Annotated in this window: 23 protein-coding genes; 13 read left to right on the top strand and 10 right to left on the bottom strand. The window is 55.9% G+C overall.

Translation table 11 applies throughout. The features are described 5' to 3' along the window. Nucleotides 1–187: 187 nt before the first annotated feature. From aroK to trpS, 7 genes are all read left to right on the top strand, one after another. Nucleotides 188–709: a shikimate kinase AroK gene (aroK, locus tag ACNQ0W_RS03000; protein ID WP_003861630.1), complete on the top strand. Its 522-nt coding sequence runs from the start codon at nt 188–190 to the stop codon at nt 707–709. Nucleotides 710–766: 57 nt separating this feature from the next. Next, the gene (gene aroB, locus ACNQ0W_RS02995; protein ID WP_003861631.1) at nt 767–1855 is read left to right on the top strand and encodes a 3-dehydroquinate synthase; all 1089 of its coding nucleotides are present in this window, start codon (nt 767–769) and stop codon (nt 1853–1855) included. Between the two features lie 92 nt (nt 1856–1947). Further along, the gene (gene damX, locus ACNQ0W_RS02990) at nt 1948–3237 is read left to right on the top strand and encodes a cell division protein DamX (protein ID WP_062933377.1); all 1290 of its coding nucleotides are present in this window, start codon (nt 1948–1950) and stop codon (nt 3235–3237) included. Nucleotides 3238–3304: 67 nt separating this feature from the next. Then, complete coding sequence (gene dam, locus ACNQ0W_RS02985; RefSeq protein ID WP_015571432.1) at nt 3305–4117, top strand: adenine-specific DNA-methyltransferase; 813 nt, start codon at nt 3305–3307, stop codon at nt 4115–4117. A 39-nt stretch (nt 4118–4156) separates the two neighbouring features. Beyond that, on the top strand, nt 4157–4834 hold the full coding sequence (rpe, locus tag ACNQ0W_RS02980) for a ribulose-phosphate 3-epimerase (RefSeq protein WP_003861634.1): 678 nt from the start codon (nt 4157–4159) through the stop codon (nt 4832–4834). Beyond that, a complete protein-coding gene (gene gph, locus ACNQ0W_RS02975; protein WP_017384158.1) occupies nt 4827–5588 on the top strand; it encodes a phosphoglycolate phosphatase in 762 nt (253 codons plus the stop codon). Before rpe ends, gph begins: the two co-directional genes overlap by 8 nt. Continuing rightward, the gene (trpS, locus tag ACNQ0W_RS02970; protein WP_015571430.1) at nt 5581–6585 is read left to right on the top strand and encodes a tryptophan--tRNA ligase; all 1005 of its coding nucleotides are present in this window, start codon (nt 5581–5583) and stop codon (nt 6583–6585) included. Before gph ends, trpS begins: the two co-directional genes overlap by 8 nt. 137 nt (nt 6586–6722) lie before the next feature. On the opposite strand, the gene ACNQ0W_RS02965 is transcribed toward trpS, so the two are convergent. The 5 genes from ACNQ0W_RS02965 to tsgA form a co-directional block, all read right to left on the bottom strand. Then, complete coding sequence (locus ACNQ0W_RS02965; protein WP_008503029.1) at nt 6723–6893, bottom strand: YhfL family protein; 171 nt, start codon at nt 6891–6893, stop codon at nt 6723–6725. 142 nt (nt 6894–7035) lie between these two features. Beyond that, nucleotides 7036–8409 carry a siroheme synthase CysG gene (gene cysG, locus ACNQ0W_RS02960; protein WP_023298772.1) on the bottom strand — a complete coding sequence of 458 codons (1374 nt, stop codon included), beginning with the start codon at nt 8407–8409 and terminating at the stop codon, nt 7036–7038. A gap of 134 nt (nt 8410–8543) precedes the next feature. Further along, nucleotides 8544–8870, bottom strand: a complete 327-nt coding sequence (gene nirD / locus ACNQ0W_RS02955; protein ID WP_015571429.1) for a nitrite reductase small subunit NirD — start codon at nt 8868–8870, stop codon at nt 8544–8546. Beyond that, nucleotides 8867–11410 (bottom strand): nitrite reductase large subunit NirB, encoded by a 2544-nt coding sequence (nirB, locus tag ACNQ0W_RS02950; RefSeq protein ID WP_062933378.1) that lies wholly within the window; start codon nt 11408–11410, stop codon nt 8867–8869. Before nirB ends, nirD begins: the two co-directional genes overlap by 4 nt. 259 nt (nt 11411–11669) lie before the next feature. Then, on the bottom strand, nt 11670–12854 hold the full coding sequence (gene tsgA / locus ACNQ0W_RS02945) for an MFS transporter TsgA (RefSeq protein ID WP_003861648.1): 1185 nt from the start codon (nt 12852–12854) through the stop codon (nt 11670–11672). A 31-nt stretch (nt 12855–12885) separates the two neighbouring features. Here tsgA and ACNQ0W_RS02940 point away from each other — a divergent pair, with 31 nt between their 5' ends. The 5 genes from ACNQ0W_RS02940 to argD all read left to right on the top strand — a co-directional run bounded on the left by ACNQ0W_RS02940 (nt 12886) and on the right by argD (nt 16296). Beyond that, nucleotides 12886–13086 (top strand): hypothetical protein, encoded by a 201-nt coding sequence (locus tag ACNQ0W_RS02940; RefSeq protein WP_162268484.1) that lies wholly within the window; start codon nt 12886–12888, stop codon nt 13084–13086. A gap of 46 nt (nt 13087–13132) precedes the next feature. Then, on the top strand, nt 13133–13705 hold the full coding sequence (gene ppiA / locus ACNQ0W_RS02935) for a peptidylprolyl isomerase A (RefSeq protein WP_000920483.1): 573 nt from the start codon (nt 13133–13135) through the stop codon (nt 13703–13705). 104 nt (nt 13706–13809) lie between these two features. Further along, nucleotides 13810–14394: a putative adenosine monophosphate-protein transferase Fic gene (locus ACNQ0W_RS02930; RefSeq protein ID WP_039269624.1), complete on the top strand. Its 585-nt coding sequence runs from the start codon at nt 13810–13812 to the stop codon at nt 14392–14394. 30 nt (nt 14395–14424) lie between these two features. Further along, a complete protein-coding gene (gene pabA, locus ACNQ0W_RS02925; protein ID WP_062933380.1) occupies nt 14425–14988 on the top strand; it encodes an aminodeoxychorismate synthase component 2 in 564 nt (187 codons plus the stop codon). Nucleotides 14989–15075: 87 nt separating this feature from the next. Further along, entirely contained in the window at nt 15076–16296 is a 1221-nt protein-coding gene (argD, locus tag ACNQ0W_RS02920) for a bifunctional acetylornithine/succinyldiaminopimelate transaminase (protein WP_162270690.1), read from the top strand. Here argD and ACNQ0W_RS02915 read toward each other — a convergent pair. After that, a complete protein-coding gene (locus tag ACNQ0W_RS02915; RefSeq protein WP_006812214.1) occupies nt 16293–18380 on the bottom strand; it encodes a YccS/YhfK family putative transporter in 2088 nt (695 codons plus the stop codon). The two genes, argD and ACNQ0W_RS02915, sit on opposite strands and share 4 nt — an antisense overlap. 57 nt (nt 18381–18437) lie before the next feature. Next, nucleotides 18438–19070 carry a cAMP-activated global transcriptional regulator CRP gene (crp, locus tag ACNQ0W_RS02910; RefSeq protein WP_000242758.1) on the bottom strand — a complete coding sequence of 211 codons (633 nt, stop codon included), beginning with the start codon at nt 19068–19070 and terminating at the stop codon, nt 18438–18440. 310 nt (nt 19071–19380) lie between these two features. Here crp and ACNQ0W_RS02905 point away from each other — a divergent pair, with 310 nt between their 5' ends. Then, nucleotides 19381–19785 carry an OsmC family protein gene (locus ACNQ0W_RS02905; RefSeq protein WP_015571423.1) on the top strand — a complete coding sequence of 135 codons (405 nt, stop codon included), beginning with the start codon at nt 19381–19383 and terminating at the stop codon, nt 19783–19785. Nucleotides 19786–19871: 86 nt separating this feature from the next. Here the strand turns inward: ACNQ0W_RS02905 and ACNQ0W_RS02900 are convergent, their stop codons facing one another. The 3 genes from ACNQ0W_RS02900 to ACNQ0W_RS02890 are packed head-to-tail and all read right to left on the bottom strand — an operon-like array spanning nt 19872 to nt 22009. Next, the gene (locus tag ACNQ0W_RS02900; protein WP_003861663.1) at nt 19872–20741 is read right to left on the bottom strand and encodes a phosphoribulokinase; all 870 of its coding nucleotides are present in this window, start codon (nt 20739–20741) and stop codon (nt 19872–19874) included. 30 nt (nt 20742–20771) lie between these two features. Next, nucleotides 20772–20990, bottom strand: a complete 219-nt coding sequence (locus ACNQ0W_RS02895) for a YheU family protein (RefSeq protein ID WP_014171926.1) — start codon at nt 20988–20990, stop codon at nt 20772–20774. Next, on the bottom strand, nt 20987–22009 hold the full coding sequence (locus ACNQ0W_RS02890; protein WP_047050464.1) for a hydrolase: 1023 nt from the start codon (nt 22007–22009) through the stop codon (nt 20987–20989). The genes ACNQ0W_RS02895 and ACNQ0W_RS02890 overlap by 4 nt, the downstream gene beginning before the upstream one ends. Nucleotides 22010–22163 lie beyond the last annotated feature (154 nt).

Genomic DNA, 22163 nt, shown 5'->3' with positions numbered 1-22163 from the left:
TACGTCTTATTTCCTTATGCGCCGGGAACGGTGATTTAATCAGTTGCCAAACAAGCCGGAGTATTGAGATAATTTTTCGTCTGACTCTCGCTCTATTGCAAATGAGGTTTCAGTTCATGTCCTGCTACGCCGGGTGTCTGCGCAGCGGGGATTACCATTAACGAATAGTCTTAGTAGTACCGAAAAAATGGCAGAGAAACGCAATATCTTTCTGGTTGGGCCTATGGGTGCCGGCAAAAGCACTATTGGGCGTCAGTTAGCTCAACAACTCAATATGGAATTTTACGATTCTGATCAAGAGATTGAGAAACGAACCGGAGCGGATGTGGGCTGGGTCTTCGACGTAGAAGGCGAAGAAGGTTTCCGTGACCGAGAAGAAAAAGTGATCAACGAACTCACGGAAAAACAGGGCATTGTGCTGGCAACTGGCGGCGGCTCTGTAAAATCTCGCGAAACCCGCAACCGTCTCTCCGCCCGTGGCGTAGTGGTCTATCTTGAGACGACCATCGAAAAACAGCTGGCACGCACGCAGCGTGATAAAAAGCGCCCGTTGTTGCAGGTTGAAACACCGCCACGTGAAGTTCTGGAAGCTTTGGCCGATGAACGCAATCCTCTGTACGAAGAGATTGCTGATGTGACCATTCGTACTGACGATCAAAGCGCTAAAGTGGTTGCAAACCAGATTATTCATATGCTGGAAAGCAACTGATTCTGGCTTTATATACACTCGCCTGCGGGTAAAAGCATTTAAGGTGGATGTCGCGTCATGGAGAGGATTACAGTTACTCTCGGGGAACGTAGTTACCCTATCACCATCGCGGCTGGTTTGTTTAACGACCCAGCTTCCTTCTTACCACTGAAAGCGGGTGATCAGGCGATGCTGGTCACCAACGAGACGCTGGCTCCGCTTTATCTCGACCGTGTACGTCACCTGCTTGAGCAGGCGGGCGTGAAGGTCGACAGTGTGATTCTGCCCGATGGCGAGCAGTACAAAAGCCTGACGGTACTGGATACCGTCTTTACCGCACTTCTGCAAAAACCGCACGGTCGTGATACAACACTGCTTGCCCTGGGCGGCGGTGTTGTGGGCGATCTGACCGGTTTTGCAGCCGCCAGCTACCAGCGCGGCGTGCGCTTTATTCAAATTCCAACCACGTTGCTCTCACAGGTCGATTCTTCTGTGGGCGGTAAAACGGCGGTTAACCATCCGCTCGGCAAAAACATGATTGGCGCGTTCTACCAGCCTGCCTCGGTGGTGGTGGATCTCGACTGTCTGAAAACCTTGCCAGCGCGCGAACTGGCGTCCGGCCTTGCAGAAGTGATCAAATACGGCATTATTCTTGACGGGGAGTTCTTCACCTGGCTGGAAGAGAATATGGATGCGCTGCTGCGCCTCGACGGGCAGGCAATGGCCTACTGTATTCGCCGTTGTTGTGAGCTGAAAGCAGAAGTCGTTGCCGCAGATGAGCGTGAAACCGGCTTACGTGCTTTACTGAATCTGGGGCATACGTTTGGTCATGCGATCGAAGCCGAAATGGGCTACGGTAACTGGCTTCACGGTGAAGCTGTCGCTGCCGGAATGGTTATGGCGGCGCGGGCCTCTGAACGTCTGGGGCAGTTCAGGCCGGAAGAGACAGCACGTATCATCGCGTTGCTTAAACGTGCTGGCTTGCCGGTAAGTGGTCCGCAGGAAATGTCTGCGCAGGCGTACCTTCCCCACATGATGCGCGATAAAAAAGTATTGGCAGGTGAGATGCGTCTGGTACTCCCGCTTGCAATAGGGAAAAGTGAAGTGCGCGGCGGAGTGCCGCACGAAGTCGTACTTGGCGCTATTGCTGATTGTCAGCAGGCGTAACAACTAGAAAGGTCAGACCGCTGTAACAGGTGGTCGTTTTAGCTTCAGGTAAATGCAGAGTCGTTGGCAGAAGCCTTTGAGTGGGGTGTTAAATGGATGAATTCAAACCAGAAGACGAGCTGAAACCCGATCCCAGCGATCGTCGTACTGGTCGTTCTCGTCAATCTTCAGAACGTGATAACGAGCCGCAGATCAACTTTGACGATGTCGATCTGGATGCAGACGAACGTCGCCCTTCGCGTAGCCGTAATGCGCGAAATGAGCGTGAAGACGAGGAGTATGAATCCGAAGAAGAGTTAATGGATGAACAGCCTGTTGAACGTCGTCCGCGCAAACGTAAAAAAGCGGCAGCGGCAAAACCGGCCTCCCGTCAGTACATCATGATGGGCCTTGGCGTTCTGGTGCTGGTCTTGCTGATTGTCGGCATTGGTTCTGCGCTAAAAGCACCTTCTACCAATTCTACCGAGCAGACAGCGTCTGCCGAGAAGAGCATCGACCTGTCTGGTAACGATGCGAGCAACCAGGCGAATGGCGCTCAGCCTGCGCCGGGCACCACTTCCGCAGAGCAGACCGCAGGTAACACCAGCGCTGGTCAGGATATCTCTCTGCCGCCTGTCTCTGCGACCCCGACTCAGGGCCAGGCGCCTGCGACGCCTGAAGGCCAGCAGCGTGTTGAAGTTCAGGGCGATCTGAATAACGCGCTGATGCAGCCGCAGAATCAGGAGCAGGTTAACGCTGCCGTGGTGAACTCCACGCTGCCAACTGAACCAGCCACCGTTGCGCCAGTTCATGGTAGCAATGCCCAGCAGCAAACGGCGGCAACGGAAACCAAACCGCGCCAGACGCAGACTGCGCCACGCCAGGAGCGTAAGCAGGCTGTGATTGAGCCGAAGCGTGAGACGAAACCGCAAACCGTGGCAAAAGCGCCAGAAACGAAAGCGCCAGCGCAGACAAAACCTGCGGTGAGCCAGCCGGTTAAAGCGCCAACGCCTGCGGCAACCACTGCACCGAAAGCAACGGCGACCACAGCCGCGCCTGCTGCAACAACACCTGCGGCTCCCGCAGCCAAAACGGGCGCTGCATCAGGTAAAACGACGGGCAACGTGGGTTCTTTGCAGTCGGCCTCTTCCAGCAACTACACCCTTCAGCTGAGCAGTTCGTCTAACTATGACAACCTCAACGCCTGGGCGAAGAAATCGAATCTGAAAAACTACGTGGTTTATCAGACGACCCGTAACGGTCAACCGTGGTATGTGCTGGTGAGTGGTATTTATGCTTCCAAAGATGAAGCAAAACGTGCCGTTTCCACGCTGCCAGCCGACGTGCAGGCGAAAAACCCGTGGGCGAAGCCGATTCATCAGGTGCAGGCCGATCTGAAGTAATGTTTAAAGCGCAGGATGCTGTCGGAGCTTTCTCCACAGCCGGAGAAGGTGTAATCAGTTAGTCAGCATGAAAAAAAATCGCGCTTTTCTGAAATGGGCAGGGGGGAAATACCCCCTGCTCGACGATATTAAAAAGCACCTGCCGAAAGGCGAGTGTCTTATCGAGCCCTTCGTGGGTGCTGGATCGGTGTTCCTGAATACCGATTTTTCTCGTTATATCCTGGCGGATATCAACAGCGACCTTATCAGCCTCTATAACATCGTCAAACTGCGTACCGATGAGTATGTGGAAGAGGCGCGGAAGCTGTTTACGCCAGAGAACAACAACCCGGACGTCTACTATCAGTTCCGCGCTGAGTTTAATCAAAGCCAGGATCCGTTCCGTCGCGCGCTGTTGTTTCTTTATCTCAACCGCCATGGCTACAACGGTCTGTGCCGGTATAATCTGCGTGGCGAGTTTAACGTGCCGTTTGGCCGCTATAAGCGCCCCTATTTCCCGCAGGACGAGCTGTATCACTTTGCTGAAAAAGCGCAGAATGCCGAGTTCTACTGTCTCTCCTATGAAGAGTGCATGGATCTGGCGGGCGTAAACTCGGTGGTCTACTGCGACCCGCCTTACGCGCCGCTATCTGCCACGGCAAATTTCACCGCCTACCACACCAACAGCTTCAGCCCGGCCGAGCAGGCTCGTCTGGCTGAGATGGCGGAAAAGCTGGTCAGCAAAAGAATTCCGGTGTTAATTTCGAATCACGACACGCCTGATACGCGCGAATGGTACAAAGCCGCGAAGCATTTTCAGGTAAAAGTGCGGCGTAGCATTAGCAGCAACGGCGGCACACGTAAAAAGGTGGACGAACTTCTGGCGCTTTATCGACCCTGAGCCTTTGCCCGCCGGTAAACACATTTCAAGGAGATGCGGATGAAACAGTTTTTGATTGCCCCCTCAATTCTGTCGGCCGATTTTGCCCGCCTGGGTGAAGACACTGCCAAAGCTCTCGCGGCTGGCGCGGATGTCGTCCATTTCGACGTTATGGATAACCACTACGTTCCCAACCTGACCATCGGTCCGATGGTGCTTAAAGCGCTGCGTAACTACGGGATCACCGCGCCCATTGACGTGCATCTGATGGTGAAACCGGTTGACCGCATCGTGCCTGATTTCGCCGCGGCGGGTGCCAGCATCATCACTTTCCACCCGGAAGCCTCCGAACACGTTGACCGCACGCTACAGCTGATCAAAGAGAACGGCTGTAAGGCGGGACTGGTCTTTAACCCGGCGACCCCGCTGAGCTATCTCGACTACGTGATGGACAAGCTGGACGTGATCCTGCTGATGTCCGTCAACCCGGGCTTTGGTGGCCAGTCGTTTATCCCTCAGACCCTCGACAAACTGCGTGAAGTGCGCCGCCGTATCGATGAGTCTGGCTATGATATTCGTCTGGAAGTGGACGGCGGCGTGAAGGTCAATAACATCGGTGAGATTGCGGCGGCAGGGGCGGATATGTTCGTCGCAGGTTCCGCCATCTTCGATCAACCGGATTACAAAAAAGTCATTGATGAAATGCGCCGTGAACTGGCGAAGGTAAGTCATGGATAAATTGCAGGCTATTCGGGGTGTAGCATTTGACCTCGACGGCACGCTGGTCGACAGCGCGCCAGGATTAACCCGCGCCGTCGATCAGGCGCTGTATGCCCTTGAACTCCCCGTTGCGGGCGAAGAGCGCGTGGTGACGTGGATTGGTAACGGTGCAGACGTGCTGATGGAGCGCGCGCTGACCTGGGCTCGTCAGGAGCGTGCCTCTCAGCGTTCCGCGCAAGGGAAACCGAGTGTTGACCACGCGGATATTCCCCAGGATGAGCAGCAGCGTATTCTGCGCAAACTGTTCGACCGTTTCTACGAAGAGACCGTCGAAGAGGGCAGCTTCCTGTTCCCGGATGTCGCTGAAACGCTGAGCGCGCTACATGCCAAAGGCATCCCGCTGGGGCTGGTGACTAACAAGCCGACACCGTTCGTTGCGCCTCTGCTGGAAGCGCTGGATATCGCGAAATACTTCTCCGTAATTGTGGGCGGCGATGACGTGCAGAATAAAAAGCCGCATCCGGAACCGCTATTGCTGGTGGCAGGAAAATTATCCTTAGCGCCTGCGGAGCTGCTCTTTGTCGGGGATTCCCGCAATGATATTCTGGCTGCCAGAGCGGCAGGTTGCCCGTCGGTTGGGTTGACCTACGGCTACAACTACGGTGAAGCCATTACGCTGAGTGAGCCGGACGTTGTGTTCGACCACTTCAAAGATTTGTTGCCCGCACTCGGGCTCTCGCACAGTGAACATCAGGAATTGAATAATGACTAAGCCCATCGTTTTTAGTGGCGCACAGCCTTCAGGTGAACTGACCATTGGTAACTACATGGGTGCGTTACGTCAGTGGGTGAGCATGCAGGATGACTACCACTGCATTTACTGCATCGTGGATTTGCATGCTATCACCGCGCGTCAGGATCCCGAGAAGCTGCGCAAAGCAACGCTCGATACGCTGGCGCTGTACCTGGCGTGCGGTATCGATCCAGAGAAGAGCACCATTTTCGTTCAGTCTCACGTGCCAGAGCACGCGCAGCTTGGCTGGGCGCTGAACTGCTACACCTATTTCGGCGAGCTGAGCCGCATGACCCAGTTCAAGGATAAGTCTGCCCGCTACTCTGAAAACATCAACGCCGGTTTGTTTGATTATCCGGTGCTGATGGCGGCCGACATTCTGCTGTACCAGACCAACCAGGTGCCGGTGGGTGAAGACCAGAAGCAGCACCTGGAGCTGAGCCGCGATATCGCCCAGCGCTTCAATGCGCTTTACGGTGACGTGTTCAAAGTGCCTGAGCCGTTTATTCCGAAATCCGGCGCGCGCGTGATGTCCCTGCTGGAGCCGACCAAAAAGATGTCCAAGTCTGACGATAACCGCAACAACGTTATCGGCCTGCTGGAAGATCCGAAATCGGTGGTGAAAAAGCTCAAGCGTGCGGTGACCGACTCCGACGAGCCGCCAGTGGTGCGCTACGACGTGCAGAACAAAGCGGGCGTGTCAAACCTGCTGGACATTCTCTCCGGTGTGACCGGACAGAGCATTCCTGAGCTGGAAAAACACTTTGAAGGCAAGATGTACGGCCACCTGAAAGGCGAAGTGGCAGACGCCGTTTCCGGCATGCTGACCGAGTTGCAGGAGCGCTATCACCGTTACCGTAACGACGAAGCTTTCCTGCAAAAAGTGATGAAAGAGGGCGCGGAAAAAGCCAGCGCGCGCGCCTCCGAAACCCTGAAAGCGGTGTACGACGCGATTGGGTTTGTGGCGAAACCTTAAGCCGCTTTGCCGGGTGGCGCTAACGCTTACCCGGCCTACGGGACCGTGCAGGTCGGGTAAGGCGGAGCCGCCACCCGACAAAACTGACGAAACAAAAAAACCGGGACATCCCCGGTTTTTTTACGCCTGAAAAACGCTTACTGCTGTGCCGCCGGGCCGCAACCGCCAATGATCTTCGAAATGGAGATCGCCGGGTGAAGCAGGTAATCGTAGCTGCAATTATTTTTAGTATTTTGAACGTGACCGGTGCAGGCCGTCAGAGTTGATAACAGGCCGACCAGTACGGCAGCTTTTGCCAGTTTGAACATACGCATTCCTTGTCAAAAAATCGAAAATTGGATGTAACACGAGGGAATAAATGGAAAAGTTCCATTATGCGGGCGGTATGTTATCGACTGAGGTAAGAAGGGAGTAGTCCGCTTAAAGACTACTCCCGGGAGAGATTATGCGTTAGTGGCTGGAGAACCAGTTCAGTTTTTCGCGCAGGGCTACCACGCGACCCACCACGATCAGCGCCGGGCTTTCAACCTGCTGCGCCAGCTCGCCCAGCTGCGTCAGCACGCCATCGACCACGCGCTGGGTAATGGCGGTGCCGTTTTCCACCAGCGCGACCGGCATATCTGCTTCCATGCCGTGCTCCAGCAGTTTCGCCTGAATCGTGGCTGCCTGATTTAGCCCCATATAGAAAACCAGCGTCTGCTTTTCAGCGGCCAGATTATGCCAGTCCAGTTCGCTGCCGGTTTTCAGGTGGCCCGTCACCAGGCGCACGCTCTGGGCATAGTCGCGATGGGTTAACGGAATGCCGGAATAGGCAGAACAGCCGGACGCCGCCGTAATGCCCGGCACCACGGAGAACGGAATACCCGCGTTGCACAGGGTTTCCAGCTCTTCGCCGCCGCGACCAAAGATAAACGGATCGCCACCCTTCAGGCGCACCACGCGCTTACCTTTTTGCGCTTCCCGTAGCAGGATCTGGTTGATCTCCTCCTGCGGTACGCAGTGATAACCTGCCCGTTTGCCGACGAACACGCGGTCAGCATCCCGGCGCACCAGATTCATGATGTCATCAGAGACCAGACGGTCATACACCACGATGTCCGCCTGCTGGATCTGCTGGAGACCCTTCAGCGTCAGCAAGCCCGCATCGCCGGGACCAGCGCCCACCAGTACCACTTCACCGCGATGGTCCAGCGGCTCGCTCAGGAGCTGTTCGGTCGTCTCTTCAACGGCTTTGGTGTCCTGATTGGCAAGGGACTGCGCCAGCCTGTCGTTGACAAAGAACTTCTCCCAGAAGCGACGGCGTTCGCCCACGGTTGCGAAGGTTTGCTTCACGCGGGAACGCAGCTGCCCGGCGTAGTGGGCAATCTGACCAAGATGCTGCGGCAGCACGGCTTCCAGTTTTTCCCGCAGCAGACGGGCAAGAACGGGTGAGCGGCCACCGGACGACACCGCAATCATCAGCGGTGAACGGTCGATAATCGACGGCATGATAAAGCTCGCCTCTTTCGGCGCATCCACCACGTTACAGAAGATGCGGCGCGCTTCGCAGGCGTCGCTGACGCGCTGGTTAACGTCATCGTTATCCGTTGCGGCGATGGTCAGCCAGCAGGTATCCAGCAGGGATTCATCAAATTCGCCCTGCACCTGGGTGAGCATCCCTTCCTGCGCCCAGACGTCAAACTGTGGGGCGAAGGTGAGGGCGTTGACGGTCAGTCGGGCGCCCGCCTCTAACAGCAGGCGTGCCTTGCGTTCAGCCACATCGCCGCCGCCCACGAGCAGGCAGTCGCGGTTGCGTAATTGACAAAAAATCGGCAGGTGATCCACGACGTTACCTCACAGCATTCATGGCGGGGGAAGAATTGACGTCAGGATAACAGCAGGGATCGTACAGAACATACGGTTTTTCCTGCCGTTACCCATAAGGGGTCATAAGCCTTTCCTATTGAAAAGGCGAGGGGTTACGCTTTCAGCTGCACCTCGCCGTCCTTCACGCGGACGTCGTAGTGTTTGACCGAGAAGCTTTCATCTTCCATGCAGAGTCCGTCGGTTAAGCGGAAGCGCTGCTTTTTCAGCGGGCTGGCAACCCACAGCTCGCCCTGGTGCTCCGCAATCAGACCGCGGGAGAGCACGCTGGCCTCGAAGAACGGGTCGATATTGCTGATGGCATAAACCTGTTCATCGTGGCGAGGGCGGAAAATCGCCACCTGCTCGTTACCCAGCAGGGCACAGACGCCGGTTGCTGGCAGAATGTCGTTAATGTTGCAGATGTTTACCCACTGGCTCATGCGTTTTCCTCCACCAGCATCACCGGAATACGTTCATACGGGGTCGCTGGACGATGCTGTTCGCGCTCCGGCACCACCTGCACGTTCGGGTCGCGCTGGGTGCTGTTGATAAAGTGTCTGAAGCGCGTCTGCGCCGCTGGCGTGTTCACGGTTTCGGTCCACTCGCAGATCACCGCCTCGCGCAGGCGAGTCATCTCGAATTCCAGCTGTTCATTCAGGCCCAGCTTGTCGTCGATAATGACCGACTTCAGGTAGTCGATGCCGCCTTCGAGATTATCCAGCCAGGACGCGGTACGGGTCAGCTTATCGGCGGTACGAATGTAGAACATCATGAAGCGGTCGAGGTATTTGATCAGCGTATCGCGATCGAGATCGGCGGCCAGCAGATCCGCGTGGCGAGGTTTCATCCCGCCGTTACCGCACACGTACAGGTTCCAGCCTTTCTCCGTGGCAATGATACCCACGTCTTTCCCCTGTGCTTCCGCACATTCACGGGTACACCCTGAGACGCCGAACTTCATTTTGTGCGGCGTACGGATGCCTTTGTAGCGGTTTTCAAGCTCTACGCCGAAGCCCACGCTGTCGCCCACGCCGTAGCGGCACCAGGTGCTGCCCACGCAGGTTTTCGCCATGCGCAGCGCCTTGGCGTACGCGTGACCGGTTTCAAAGCCCGCTTCAATCAGCTGACGCCAGATTTCCGGCAGGTCATCTTTCTGCGCACCGAACAGGCCGATACGCTGGGAACCGGTGATTTTGGTGTACAGGTTAAACTCACGGGCGATACGACCCACGGCGACCAGCCCTTCCGGGGTGATTTCCCCTCCGGCAGAACGCGGGATCACCGAGTAAGTCCCGTCTTTCTGAATATTCGCCAGGAAGTTATCGTTGGTGTCCTGAAGCGGAGTGTGTTCTGGTTTGAGCACATATTCGTTCCAGCAGGACGCCAGCAGGGAACCGACGGTGGGCTTACATACTTCACAGCCATAGCCCTGGCCGTGTTTCTCCATCAGTTCGTCGAAGGACTTAATGCCTTCCACGCGGATCAGGTGATACAGCTCCTGGCGAGAGTAAGCGAAGTGCTCGCACAGGTTGTTGTTCACTTCAATGCCCTGTTTTGCCAGCTCGGCGTTCAGCACCTGAGTGACCAGAGGAATACAGCCGCCGCAGCCGGTCCCGGCTTTGGTTTCCGCCTTCAGCGCCGCAACAGTGTGGCAGCCTTTGTTAATGGCGGAGATCAGCATGCCTTTGGTCACGTCGAAGCAGGAACAGATTTGCGCGCTGTCCGGCAGTTTATCCACGCCGATGGACGGCTTACCGCTGGAGGCGTGCGCCGGGAGGATTAGCGCGTCCGGGTTCTCCGGCAGCTCAATGGCGTTCAGCACCAGCTGGAGCAGGTTACCGAAGTCGCTGGTATCACCCACCAGCACCGCCCCGAGCAGGGTTTTGTTGTCCTGGCTGACGATGAGACGTTTGTAGACTTCTTTGCTTTCGTCCAGATAAACATAGCTGCGGGAGTTCGGGGTGCGGCCATGCGCATCACCAATACCGCCCACGTCCACGCCCAGCAGCTTCAGCTTGGCGCTCATGTCTGCGCCGGTGAAGGCGTTTTCGTTGCCGAGGATATGGTCAACGGCGACCTGCGCCATTTTATACCCTGGTGCAACCAGACCGTATACGCGGTTATTCCAGCTGGCGCATTCGCCGATGGCGTAGATATCCGGATCGGAGGTCTGGCAGGTATCGTTGATCATGATCCCGCCGCGCTGCGCAACGGCCAGACCGCACTGGGTGGCCAGCTTGTCGCGCGGGCGAATACCGGTGGAGAAGACGATGAAATCCACTTCCAGCTCGCTGCCGTCTGCAAAGCGCATGGTTTTACGCGCTTCGGTGCCTTCCTGCACGATCTCTTTGGTGTTCTTGCTGGTGTGAACCTTCACGCCCATGCTTTCGATTTTACGGCGTAGCTGGTCGCCACCCATATGGTCCAGCTGTTCTGCCATCAGCATCGGGGCAAATTCGATGACGTGGGTTTCAACGCCGAGGTTTTTCAGTGCGCCTGCCGCTTCCAGACCCAGCAGACCACCGCCGACAACCGCGCCGCGTTTGCTTCGACGTGCGCAGGATTCAATGGCGTTGAGGTCTTCAATGGTACGGTAAACGAAGCAATCCTGGGTTTCCGACCCTTTAATAGGCGGGATCCACGGATACGAGCCCGTCGCCATGATCAGCTTATCGTAAAAAACCGTACGTCCGGCGCTGGAGTGGATCACTTTCTCCTGACGGTTGATGGTGATAGCACGTTCGCCCACCAGCACTTTTACGCCATGCTTCTCGTAGAACCCTTCACGCACCAGAGAGAGCTCTTCGGCGGTATGGTGAGAGAAGTAGGAAGACAAGTGCACACGGTCGTACGCCTTGCGGGGTTCTTCACAGAACACGGTAATATCGAACTGCTCGGCATCGGCTTTATCGAGAAGATCCTCAATAAAGCGGTGGCCGACCATGCCGTTACCGATGATAGCGAGTCTGACTTTGCTCATTTTTGCCTCGATTTCTTTTCTATTACTGCCTACCTTAACGATTCAGCAGGGGCACTTATTGATGCAAATCAAATACGCCTTCACCTACCCCTTAGGGGGTATATCTATGATTTGTCAGGATTTTTATAAGTGACGGATATTGTTTGATTTTTATGCTTGCTCGTTTTTTGCACAAAATTAGTGGGGTTTTTACCCATCGGCGGGCAGGGCGGGTGAGCAGGGAGAAACCCCTTTGCAGCACGCAAAGGGGTTATGGCGATTAGTGGGTAGCTGTTGCCGGGTTGTGTTGACGGTGACGGGTCACAAAGCCCAGCACGAAGCACATGATGAACACCACGGCATACAGACCGTTAGCGGTATGCAGCGCCGCCAGCGGGCCGCTGTGCGCAACAATCGGGCCCGTGACCACGAAGGTCAGCATGGTGCCGATGGTGCCGCAGGTCAGCACGAAGTTCACCAGCTTCGGCGAGGCCACTTTGGTCTGAAGAGAGCCAAGGGTGATGATCGAGGTATAAATCGCGCTGGAGAAGAAGCCCAGGGTCAGGATGAACCACGGCATATGCTCCGGGGAACCGTTGATGAACAGATACATCAGCACGGTCGCCAGACCCGCCAGAACGGTCAGAATACGTTGCAGGTCGAAGAAGCGCAGGATAAAGCTAAACGCCCACATGCCGAACATGTAAGACATCCAGAAATCGCTCACCAGTTTACCCGCGTCGTTCAGGCTCATGCCCAGTCCTTTCGCGTATTCAGGAACCCAGGAGATAAAGCCCAGCTGGCCGAGGATGTAACACAGCGCGGCGATGGAGAGGAAGAGTACGCCGATACCCCATTTTTCTTTCGCAACCGGCTCAGATGTGGTCTGCGCTTTTTTGCCCAGCACCGGGAACTCGCAGCCGAAGGTGAGAATAAAGATCGCGACGTAGACCAGACCAATGCAGGCGTACACCCAGTACCACTCAATGCTGCGCGCCAGAAGATACGCGGCGACCATCGGGAAAATCATCCCGGCCATGCTGAAGAAGGAGTCGGTGAACAGCAGACGCGCGCCGCGCTGGCGGCCTTCATACATGTGCGTAATCAGGAACGTACCGATCGACATGGTGATCCCGCTCACCAGGCCCAGCACGAACATGGCGGCAGAGAAGAGGGCGATGCTGTGGCTCAGCATCAGGCCCGCCACGGCGGCAACCATCAGCACGAAGCCGAAACGCAGCTGCGTTTTCAGCGGCACGATTTCCATCAGCCAGGCATTAAGGAAAATAGAGATCAGGATCCCCGCGTTCAGGAAGGTGAAGGTATTACTCATGCTGGAAACGGGCAGCTGGAAGTAGTCTGCGATATTTCCCATCACCATCCCGGTGACGATCACCAACGCGCCGGTCAGGGCGTAAGAGAAGAAGCTGATCCATGTGAGCTTGATGCGATTGCTGTTAGTCATGTCTGGCCTGTTAAAAGTAAAGAAAAACGCAATGACTGCGTTTGAGCGGGCAGATTTTAGTCGCGAAAGTGATCTAATTAAATCTTTTCAGGAAATTTTGAGCGCAATTGCAGGCTTTAACGTGATGCAGATCACATTGCGTTGCGGGCTGAACAATCGTTTGCGCGGTAATAATTGTTTCAATTTGGTAAAATTAGGTAAAAGACTGGTCTGGGTTCATACTGCTCTTTAGAATCAAGCCATTCGCTTTTTATACTGCGCTTTGTTAAGGAATTCTCATGCTCAAATCAACACTGGCGGCTGTCGCAGCTGTGTTTGCTCTTTCTGCCGTTTCCCCTGCTGCGCTGGCAGCCAAAGGAGACCCCCACGTCCTGCTGACTACCTCTGCGGGGAATATTGAGCTGGAGCTGGATAGCCAGAAAGCCCCTGTTTCGGTGAAAAACTTCCTCGACTACGTGAACAGTGGTTTTTATAACAACACCACGTTCCACCGCGTGATCCCGGGCTTTATGATTCAGGGTGGCGGTTTTAACGAGCAGATGCAGCAGAAACAGCCCAACCCGCCCATCAAAAATGAAGCTGACAACGGCCTGCTGAACAAGCGCGGCACCATCTCCATGGCGCGTACGGCGGACAAAGACAGCGCCACCAGCCAGTTCTTCCTCAACGTGGCTGATAACGCCTTCCTGGACCACGGTCAGCGCGACTTTGGCTACGCGGTGTTCGGCAAAGTGGTGAAAGGCATGGACGTGGCGGATAAGATCTCTCAGGTTCAGACTCACGATGTCGGTCCATACCAGAATGTGCCGTCTAAGCCAGTCGTCATTCTCTCCGCGAAAGTGCTACCGTAACGTTCCCTCACACGGGCACATCTTGCCCGTGTCTTTCCACCCTCCCTGCGAAAGCGCGTTTTGCTGCTTATACTTGTGGCAAACGGACTATTCAGGGAGGCGTAGTGAAAAAACTCACCGACAAGCAAAAATCCCGTCTCTGGGAGCAACAACGTAAGGTCAATTTTCAGGCCAGCTGCCTCCTTGAAAAAGGCAAGGGTCCCGCTGAACCCGACATCGAGACGCTGGAGCTGGGGCCTTCCGCACCGGGTTTACCCCATCTGTGTCTTATTCACCGCCATTTATTCCGCAACGAAATGAAAGGCGCGGGCGAGCTGCGCACCGCCGATATTTCTAAGGGCGACATTCCTTTTTGCCATTTCGAGTACATCGAGAAGGTGGGTAATGAGCTGATGGCTTCGCTGGAAAGTGATAAATATCTGGTGGGCCTTCAGAAAGAAGAGTTTACAGACAGAATCAGTCATTACTACTGTGAAATCAATATGCTACATCCGTTTATGAGCGGTAATGGCGTGGCCCAGCGGATCTTCTTTGAACAACTGGCTATTCATGCGGGCTATGTGCTGAACTGGCAGGGGATCGACCCGGACGACTGGGCCGCCGCCAACCAGAGCGGGGCAATGGGGGATTTGACCGCCCTGAACGCCATCTTTGCCAAAGTTGTGAGCGAAGCGCGGGAATCTGCGTAAAATAGGGCGGCCATTTTTTCAGGAGCCGCCATGATTCTGCTGATTGATAACTACGATTCCTTTACCTGGAACCTTTACCAGTACTTTTGTGAGCTGGGGGCAGAGGTGGTTGTCCGCCGTAACGATGAGATCGCGCTGGCTGACATTGACGCGCTGGCGCCCCAGAAAATCGTGATTTCGCCGGGGCCGTGTACCCCCTCGGAGTCCGGTATCTCGCTGGAGGCGATCCGCCACTATGCGGGCAAACTGCCGATTCTGGGCGTCTGCCTGGGTCACCAGGCCATTGCGCAGGTCTTTGGCGCCACCATTGTCCGTGCCGCGAAAGTCATGCACGGCAAAACCTCACCGATCACGCACACCGGTACCGGCGTATTCCTGGGGCTAAACAATCCGTTAACCGTGACGCGCTACCATTCTCTGATCATTGATCCGCCGACCCTGCCGGCCTGCTTTGAGGTCACCGCCTGGAGCGAGACGCAGGAGATCATGGGCATTCGCCACCGCGAGTACGATCTGGAAGGGGTGCAGTTCCACCCGGAAAGCATTCTCAGCGAACAGGGTCACGCGCTGCTGGCCAATTTCCTTAATCGCTGAATATCTGTTGCCTTGTTGTGATTTTTTATGCATATTTTGTGATTATATTTTCACAATCAATGTGACATAAAAATGGATGGTCATGACATGGCAACTGAACAACCAGCAATTACCCGCGCGACATTCGATGAAGTGATCCTGCCGATTTATGCACCGGCTGAGTTTATCCCGGTAAAAGGCAGAGGCAGCCGCGTCTGGGATCAGCAGGGCAACGAGTATGTTGATTTCGCAGGCGGTATTGCAGTGACGGCGCTGGGCCATTGCCATCCTGCGCTGGTGGACGCGCTTAAAACGCAGGGCGAAACGCTGTGGCACACCAGCAACGTATTCACCAACGAACCGGCGCTGCGTCTGGGGCGTAAGATCATTGATGCCACCTTCGCCGAACGCGTGCTGTTTATGAACTCCGGCACCGAAGCCAACGAAACCGCCTTTAAGCTGGCGCGCTACTACGCAACCACGCGTCATAGCCCGTACAAAACCAAAATCATCGCCTTCCATAACGCCTTCCACGGTCGCTCCTTCTTTACCGTTTCCGTTGGCGGCCAGCCGAAGTATTCCGACGGCTTTGGTCCGAAACCTGCGGATATCATCCACGTGCCGTTTAACGATCTGCACGCCGTTAAAGCGGTGATGGACGATCACACCTGTGCCGTGGTGGTCGAGCCCATTCAGGGGGAAGGCGGCGTCACGGCGGCCACCCCGGAATTTCTGCAAGGGCTGCGCGAGCTGTGCGACGAGCACCAGGCGCTGCTGGTGTTTGATGAAGTGCAGTGTGGGATGGGGCGTACCGGAGACCTGTTTGCTTATATGCACTACGGCGTAACGCCGGATATTCTGACCAGCGCGAAAGCGCTCGGCGGCGGTTTCCCGGTCAGTGCGGTGCTCACCACCCAGGATATCGCTTCCGCATTTCATGTGGGCTCACACGGCTCTACCTACGGCGGTAATCCGCTGGCGTGCGCCGTGGCGGGTGCGGCGTTCGACATCATTAATACGCCGGACGTCCTGAAGGGCGTGAATGCGAAACGCGACCTGTTTGTGAAACATCTTCAGCAGATTGACGAACAGTTTGATGTCTTCAGCGAAATCCGCGGGATGGGGCTGCTGATCGGCGCCGAGCTGAAGCCACAGTACAAAGGCCGCGCGCGCGATTTCCTGCACGCCGCCGCGCACGAAGGCGTCATGGTGCTCAACGCCGGGCCGGACGTGATGCGCTTTGCGCCATCGCTGGTGGTGGAGGACAAAGACATCGAAGACGGATTAACCCGTTTTGCCGCGGCGGTCGCGAAGATCGTCAGCGGCTAATACGCGGTTCGTTTTAACCGGCGCGTTAACCAAATCCCGTGATGCGGGCGCTGACGCCATGCCACCGACGAAATGGTGTGCATGGTGTTCAGGTGCCCGAGAACACGCTGCAAATGCTGCTCAAGGGTGCTCATCGGCCCGTGGGTCAGCGTCTCCGGCGCTTCCAGAATGTTCGAATCCCCTGACTCGCCCGGCGCGTCATACTCCAGACGCTGCTGACAGCGCTGCAACGCAATTTCACACGACTGCAAATAGCGCTGCGCCAGATCCGGCGTCAGCATCGTGTGCTCCCGCGCCAGCGTGGTCATGGCATTGATGTGCTCGACGATAAACTGGCTGTGCGTGACCCACAGCTTCATGTCAGCCAGATAGTGCGCGTTAAAGCCCGGCTCCTGCATGGCCTGGTTAAGGGAGTTGAACAGGGCGTTATGCGCCTGGTTGACCTTCATGCGCTCGTAGGCCAGCGGAGAGGGCTGCGGGTCATCGCTCAGAATAAGACGAATGGCCTGCTGGTCAGCTTCCAGCGCGTCGTGGGCGTTCTGCCTGAGCAGCCCGCTCTGCCACTGCGGCCACAGCCAGACCATGCCGCCAAAGGCGATCAGGCAGCCAATCAGCGTATCGACCAGCCGGGCAATAATAAACTGTTCCCCGTTAAGCGTGAGCAGTTGCAGGGTATACACCGCCGTCACCGTAAAGCCCACCATCGCCCAGCCGTAGTTTTTGCGGATGATCAGGTAGCTCACCAGCGTGATCGCCAGCATACCGGCCAGGGTATAGCCTTCCGGCACGTGGAAGTGCAGCGTCACGCCCGCGATAATCAGCCCCGCCATCGTACCGCCCGCCCGATGCAGAATGCGCACCCGCGTGGCGCCATAGCCGTTCTGGGTGACAAACAGCACGGTCATTAAGATCCAGTAGGGTTTCGGCAGGTGCAGGGCCATTCCCATCAGGCTGGCGATGCTCAGCATCACACTGATCCGCGCGGCATTGCGCAGGGCGGAAGATTTCAGTGAAAGATAGCTTTTGAGCGCGGGCAGTAGCGGCAGCCGTTTTTGCTTATCGGCCATCAGGTCCCGGGCATAAAGCGGGCGCTGGGTGCGTAACACCCGGGCGATGCGGCTGAAATGCCAGGCAGCAAATTGCCCGACCGGGTTATCCGCGTGCTGACGCGCAATCTTTTCCAGCGCGCCGAGCTGTTTGTCCATGTTAAAGCGCGTCGGGTAGCGGTGATAGAGGATATCGTCAGCCAGCACCCGTAGGCGGGCCGCGACGGTCTGCGCGTTCCAGCGGATCACCGCTTCCGCATGGCTGCGCTCCACCAGCTTTTGCACCTCTTCCGGATTATGAAGGCTGACGGAGATATGCTCCTGCAAATCCAGCCCGACCTGGAAGGTTCGCAGCAGCCGCTTGTATTCATGATTTTTGTTGGCGGCAAGCATGTGCAACTGCTGATAGCACTGGCTGATCAGATCCACCACTTTTTGCTGGCGCGCCAGCAGCGGCGGCAGGGATTTTTCCGGGTCGGTATGTTGAGTGAGCAGGGTGTATTTTGCTTCGCAGTATTCAGCAAGCTGCACGTAGAGCAGGCTCAGGGATTCGCGCAGCGGCTGTTCCCGCCACAGCCAGAACCAGAACCAGTTAAACAGCCCGTACCATAGCGTGCCGAGGGCGTAAATCAGCAATGGCTCCCACACCGGCATATTGCCCGCAAGGCTTAAGGTGAAGATGGCGGCAATCAGCGACGCGGGAAGCAGCCGGGCGTGCAGCGAGCTGATTTCGGCGGTGACGCCGAGCGTCATCGCCAGCACGGTCAGGATCAACGGCAGAGGAATGTCGCGGGCCAGTAAGAGTTGTACGGCAAGGCTACAGCCGGCAAACAGGCAGCCGCCAATAATCAGACGTTTAAAAAAGCGTTTATGCGGTGTATCCAGACCGGCAATGTTGCAGCAGGCGGGCACGAGGGAAAACAGCAGGCCTTGCTGAAGATGTCCGAGAATCAGGCCCACGGCCACGGGAAGACACAACACCAGCGTTTGTCGTAGTGCGTAGTTAACTTCCGGGTGATAGATCAGCCTGCGCCACATGAGGAGTAGAGACAAAAACGGCGTGCCACCCTGCGGCGGCACGCCGTTTGACCGAAATTAACGGGTTCCGTAGACCACGATAGTTTTACCGTGGGCAGAGATCAGGTTCTGGTCTTCCAGCATCTTCAGGATACGGCCCACTGTTTCACGGGAGCAGCCGACGATCTGACCGATTTCCTGACGGGTAATTTTAATTTGCATACCGTCAGGGTGGGTCATGGCGTCTGGCTGTTTCGCCAGGTTCAACAGCGTCTGCGCGATACGACCGGTCACGTCCAGGAAGGCGAGGTTACCCACCTTCTCAGAGGTCACTTGCAGACGGCGTGCCATCTGGGAAGAAAGACGCATCAGGATGTCAGGGTTGACCTGAATCAGCTGACGGAATTTCTTGTAAGAAATTTCAGCCACTTCACATGCTGTTTTTGCACGAACCCAGGCGCTACGTTCCTGGCCTTCTTCAAACAGGCCCAGTTCACCGATAAAATCGCCCTGGTTCAGATAAGAAAGGATCATCTCTTTCCCTTCTTCATCTTTGATCAGCACGGCCACCGAGCCTTTAACGATGTAATACAACGTTTCCGCTTTTTCACCCTGGTGAATCAGCGTGCTCTTTGATGGGTACTTATGAATGTGGCAATGAGACAAGAACCATTCGAGAGTCGGGTCTGTTTGCGGTTTGCCAAGCACCATGCGCTGTTATCCTCTGTTATAAGCTGTCACCAGAGTCATAAGATGCATCCGGACTCTGGGGTTGCAATCGAATTCTTACCCATACCTGGGAAGTCGGCTGTCGTAACGTTTCGCAGCCAGTAAAGTTTGATGTCCTCTGCATACATGTGTAACGTCAATGTATTACTGTAGCATCCAGAGTGTTTTAGCATAGCTTTCGCCGCGTGTCTCCTGGTGTCTCGCTTCAGCATGACGCAAGTCGCCTTCCGTTGCGAGAAATGTAACGTACACGTAATCTGTCATAAAAAATGCAACGTTGGAGTGAGTGAATATGCAAGCGCGTGTGAAATGGGTTGAAGGGTTAACGTTCCTGGGCGAGTCTGCTTCCGGGCACCAGGTTTTGATGGATGGCAACTCCGGCGATAAAGCGCCAAGCCCAATGGAAATGGTGCTGATGGCGGCAGGCGGATGCAGTGCGATCGACGTGGTGTCGATCCTGCAAAAAGGCCGTCATGACGTGACCGATTGTGAAGTGAAGCTGACGTCGGAACGTCGTGAAGAGGCGCCCCGCCTGTTTACGCATATTAATCTGCACTTTATCGTCACCGGCAAAGAATTGAAGGATGCGGCGGTCTCGCGTGCGGTTGACCTGTCTGCGGAGAAATACTGCTCTGTGGCGCTAATGCTGGAGAAAGCGGTAAAAATCACCCATTCTTATGAAGTGATCGCGGCTTAATTTTTTGGCGGGTGGCGCTTCGCTGACCCGCCCTACAAAAGCACGCCCGTAGGCCCGGTAAGCGCAGCGCCACCGGGCAAAACAATTCACGCGATCTGCTTTCCTTCCATCAGTCGCTGCACCAGCGGTGTCATGATCAGCTCCATTGCCAGCCCCATTTTTCCGCCCGGTACCACTAACGTATTCATGTGCGAAATAAACGAACCCTGTAGCATCGCCAGCAGCCAGGGATAATCAATGCCTTCCAGGTTGCGGAAGTGGATCACCACAAAGCTCTCGTCCAGGGAAGGGATGCTTTTTGCAGCGAACGGGTTGGAGGTGTCCACGGTGGGGACGCGCTGGAAGTTAATGTGGGTTCGGGAGAACTGCGGCGTCAGGAAGTTGATGTAATCTTCCATGGAGCGCACCACCGAGTCCATGACCGCCTCTCGCGAATGGCCGCGCTCGCTCATGTCACGCGTCAGCTTCTGGATCCACTCAAGGTTAACAATCGGCACCACCCCCACCAGCAAATCCACGTGGCGCGCCACGTCGTGCTGAGGCGTCACCACGCCGCCGTGCAATCCTTCGTAAAACAGCACGTCAGTCGGTTCCGGCAGCGGCTGCCAGGGCGTGAACGTGCCGGGGACCTGGTTCCAGGGCACGGCTTCATCGTAGGTGTGGAGATACTTGCGGGACTGCCCGGTACCGCTTTGCCCGTATTCACGGAAGGTTTGCTCCAGCAGGCCGAAGTCATTGGCCTCCGGGCCGAAGTAGCTGATGTGTTTACCCAGATCGCGCGCCTTGCGGATGGCCATATCCATCTCCGGGCGCGTGTAGCGGTGAAAGCTGTCGCCTTCTACCTCTGCCGCCCGTAAGTTAAGCTGGGCGAAGATCTTGCGGAAGGCGAGGCTGGTGGTAGTGGTTCCCGCCCCACTCGAACCCGTAACGGCAATAACCGGATGTCTGGCAGACATAGCAACTCCCTGACTGGAAAAGTGTAAAGATCAGCCGTGAAACGCGTTGCGGGGCATGATATTGACCGTCTCATGCAGTTCGGACCATACCAGCACCACGTCGCCGCTTTTAAGCTGGCGCTTAACATCGTTGACCTTTTGTTCAAGCGAACGTTCATGTTCACCATAATCGGTGCCTTCGCGCAAGACAAAGCTTTCAATCAGATTATCGAGCGTGTCGGGAGAGAGATCCTGCCAGGGAATAATCATTTTTTACCGTCCAGATAAGCCGTTAACCAGTCGGGAATACGCGTCTCAAGCCACATTTTGGGCCGACGCAGCGTGCCGCCGACAAAGCCGACGTGTCCGCCGAATTGGGTGAGCTGATACTCCACGTTGGCCGGCAGATGATCGGGCGCCGGAATCGAGTGATGATCCATAAACGGATCATCTTTGGCGTGGATAATCAGCGTAGGTTTCGTGATTTGGTTCAGTAAAGGCATGGCGCTGCACTGACGGTAATAGTCAATCGCATCGGCAAAGCCGTGAATTTTGGAGGTGATCAAATCATCAAACTCGCGCAGGCGCTTCACGCGTTTGAGCTGTTGCAGCGTCACAGGCAGCGTATCTGGATAGGCCTTCAGCTTGCGCGCGGCGTTGGCTTTCAGCAGGTTGAGCAGGTAGCGCTGGTACACTCGCGAAAACCCCTTTTCCATATGATAGCTGCACTGCTCCAGCATAAAGGGCGCAGAGACGATCACCGCCGCATCCAGCGGTACGGCGTCGCTCTCCTTCGCCAGCAGGCAGGCCAGCATATTGCCGCCCAGCGAATACCCCACCGCTGCCGTTGGCGCCTCGCCGAAATGGTCTCTTAGCCAGCGCAGGAACCAGGTGCCGTCCTCGGTTTCACCCGAGTGATAAATGCGTTTCTGACGGTTAGGCTCGCCGCTGCATCCGCGAAAATGCATCACCACCCCAAGCCAGCCGCGGGCTTTCGCCGCCTCAATGAGACCGTGTGCGTAAGGGCTGTGCAGGCTGCCTTCCAGACCGTGAAACACCACCAGACGGGGTTTATGTCTGGCCCGATCCGGATCTTCGCTCCAGGCGAGATCCAAAAAGTCGCCATCCGGCAAATCCAGGCGTTGCCAGTGCGGGGTGAACTGTACCTTGCGGCGGATCAGGCGCGGCAGCATGGTTTGCAGGTGAGGGTTAGCCACACCGCGCATGGGCACGAACTCTGCGCTCTCTTCGGCTGCAATGTCGAAGTCTGAGGGAATGATTTGGGTCATAAGGGCGATGCTGATTCTTGTCAGAAATTAACTATACCTTCCGAATTGTACCCCGTTTAGCCCGTTTTTCCGAAACATGAACTGATCCCGATCACATTTCTTTACCTTGATTATTACTCTCAGGCTAATGATTTGGCTCTACGCTTAATTGATG

Source organism: Enterobacter cloacae complex sp. 6730903 (genome assembly GCF_048283985.1).
GTDB lineage: Bacteria > Pseudomonadota > Gammaproteobacteria > Enterobacterales > Enterobacteriaceae > Enterobacter > Enterobacter hormaechei_C.
The sequence above is the reverse complement of the archived record's forward strand: the minus strand, read 5'-3'. Positions and strand labels throughout refer to the sequence as shown.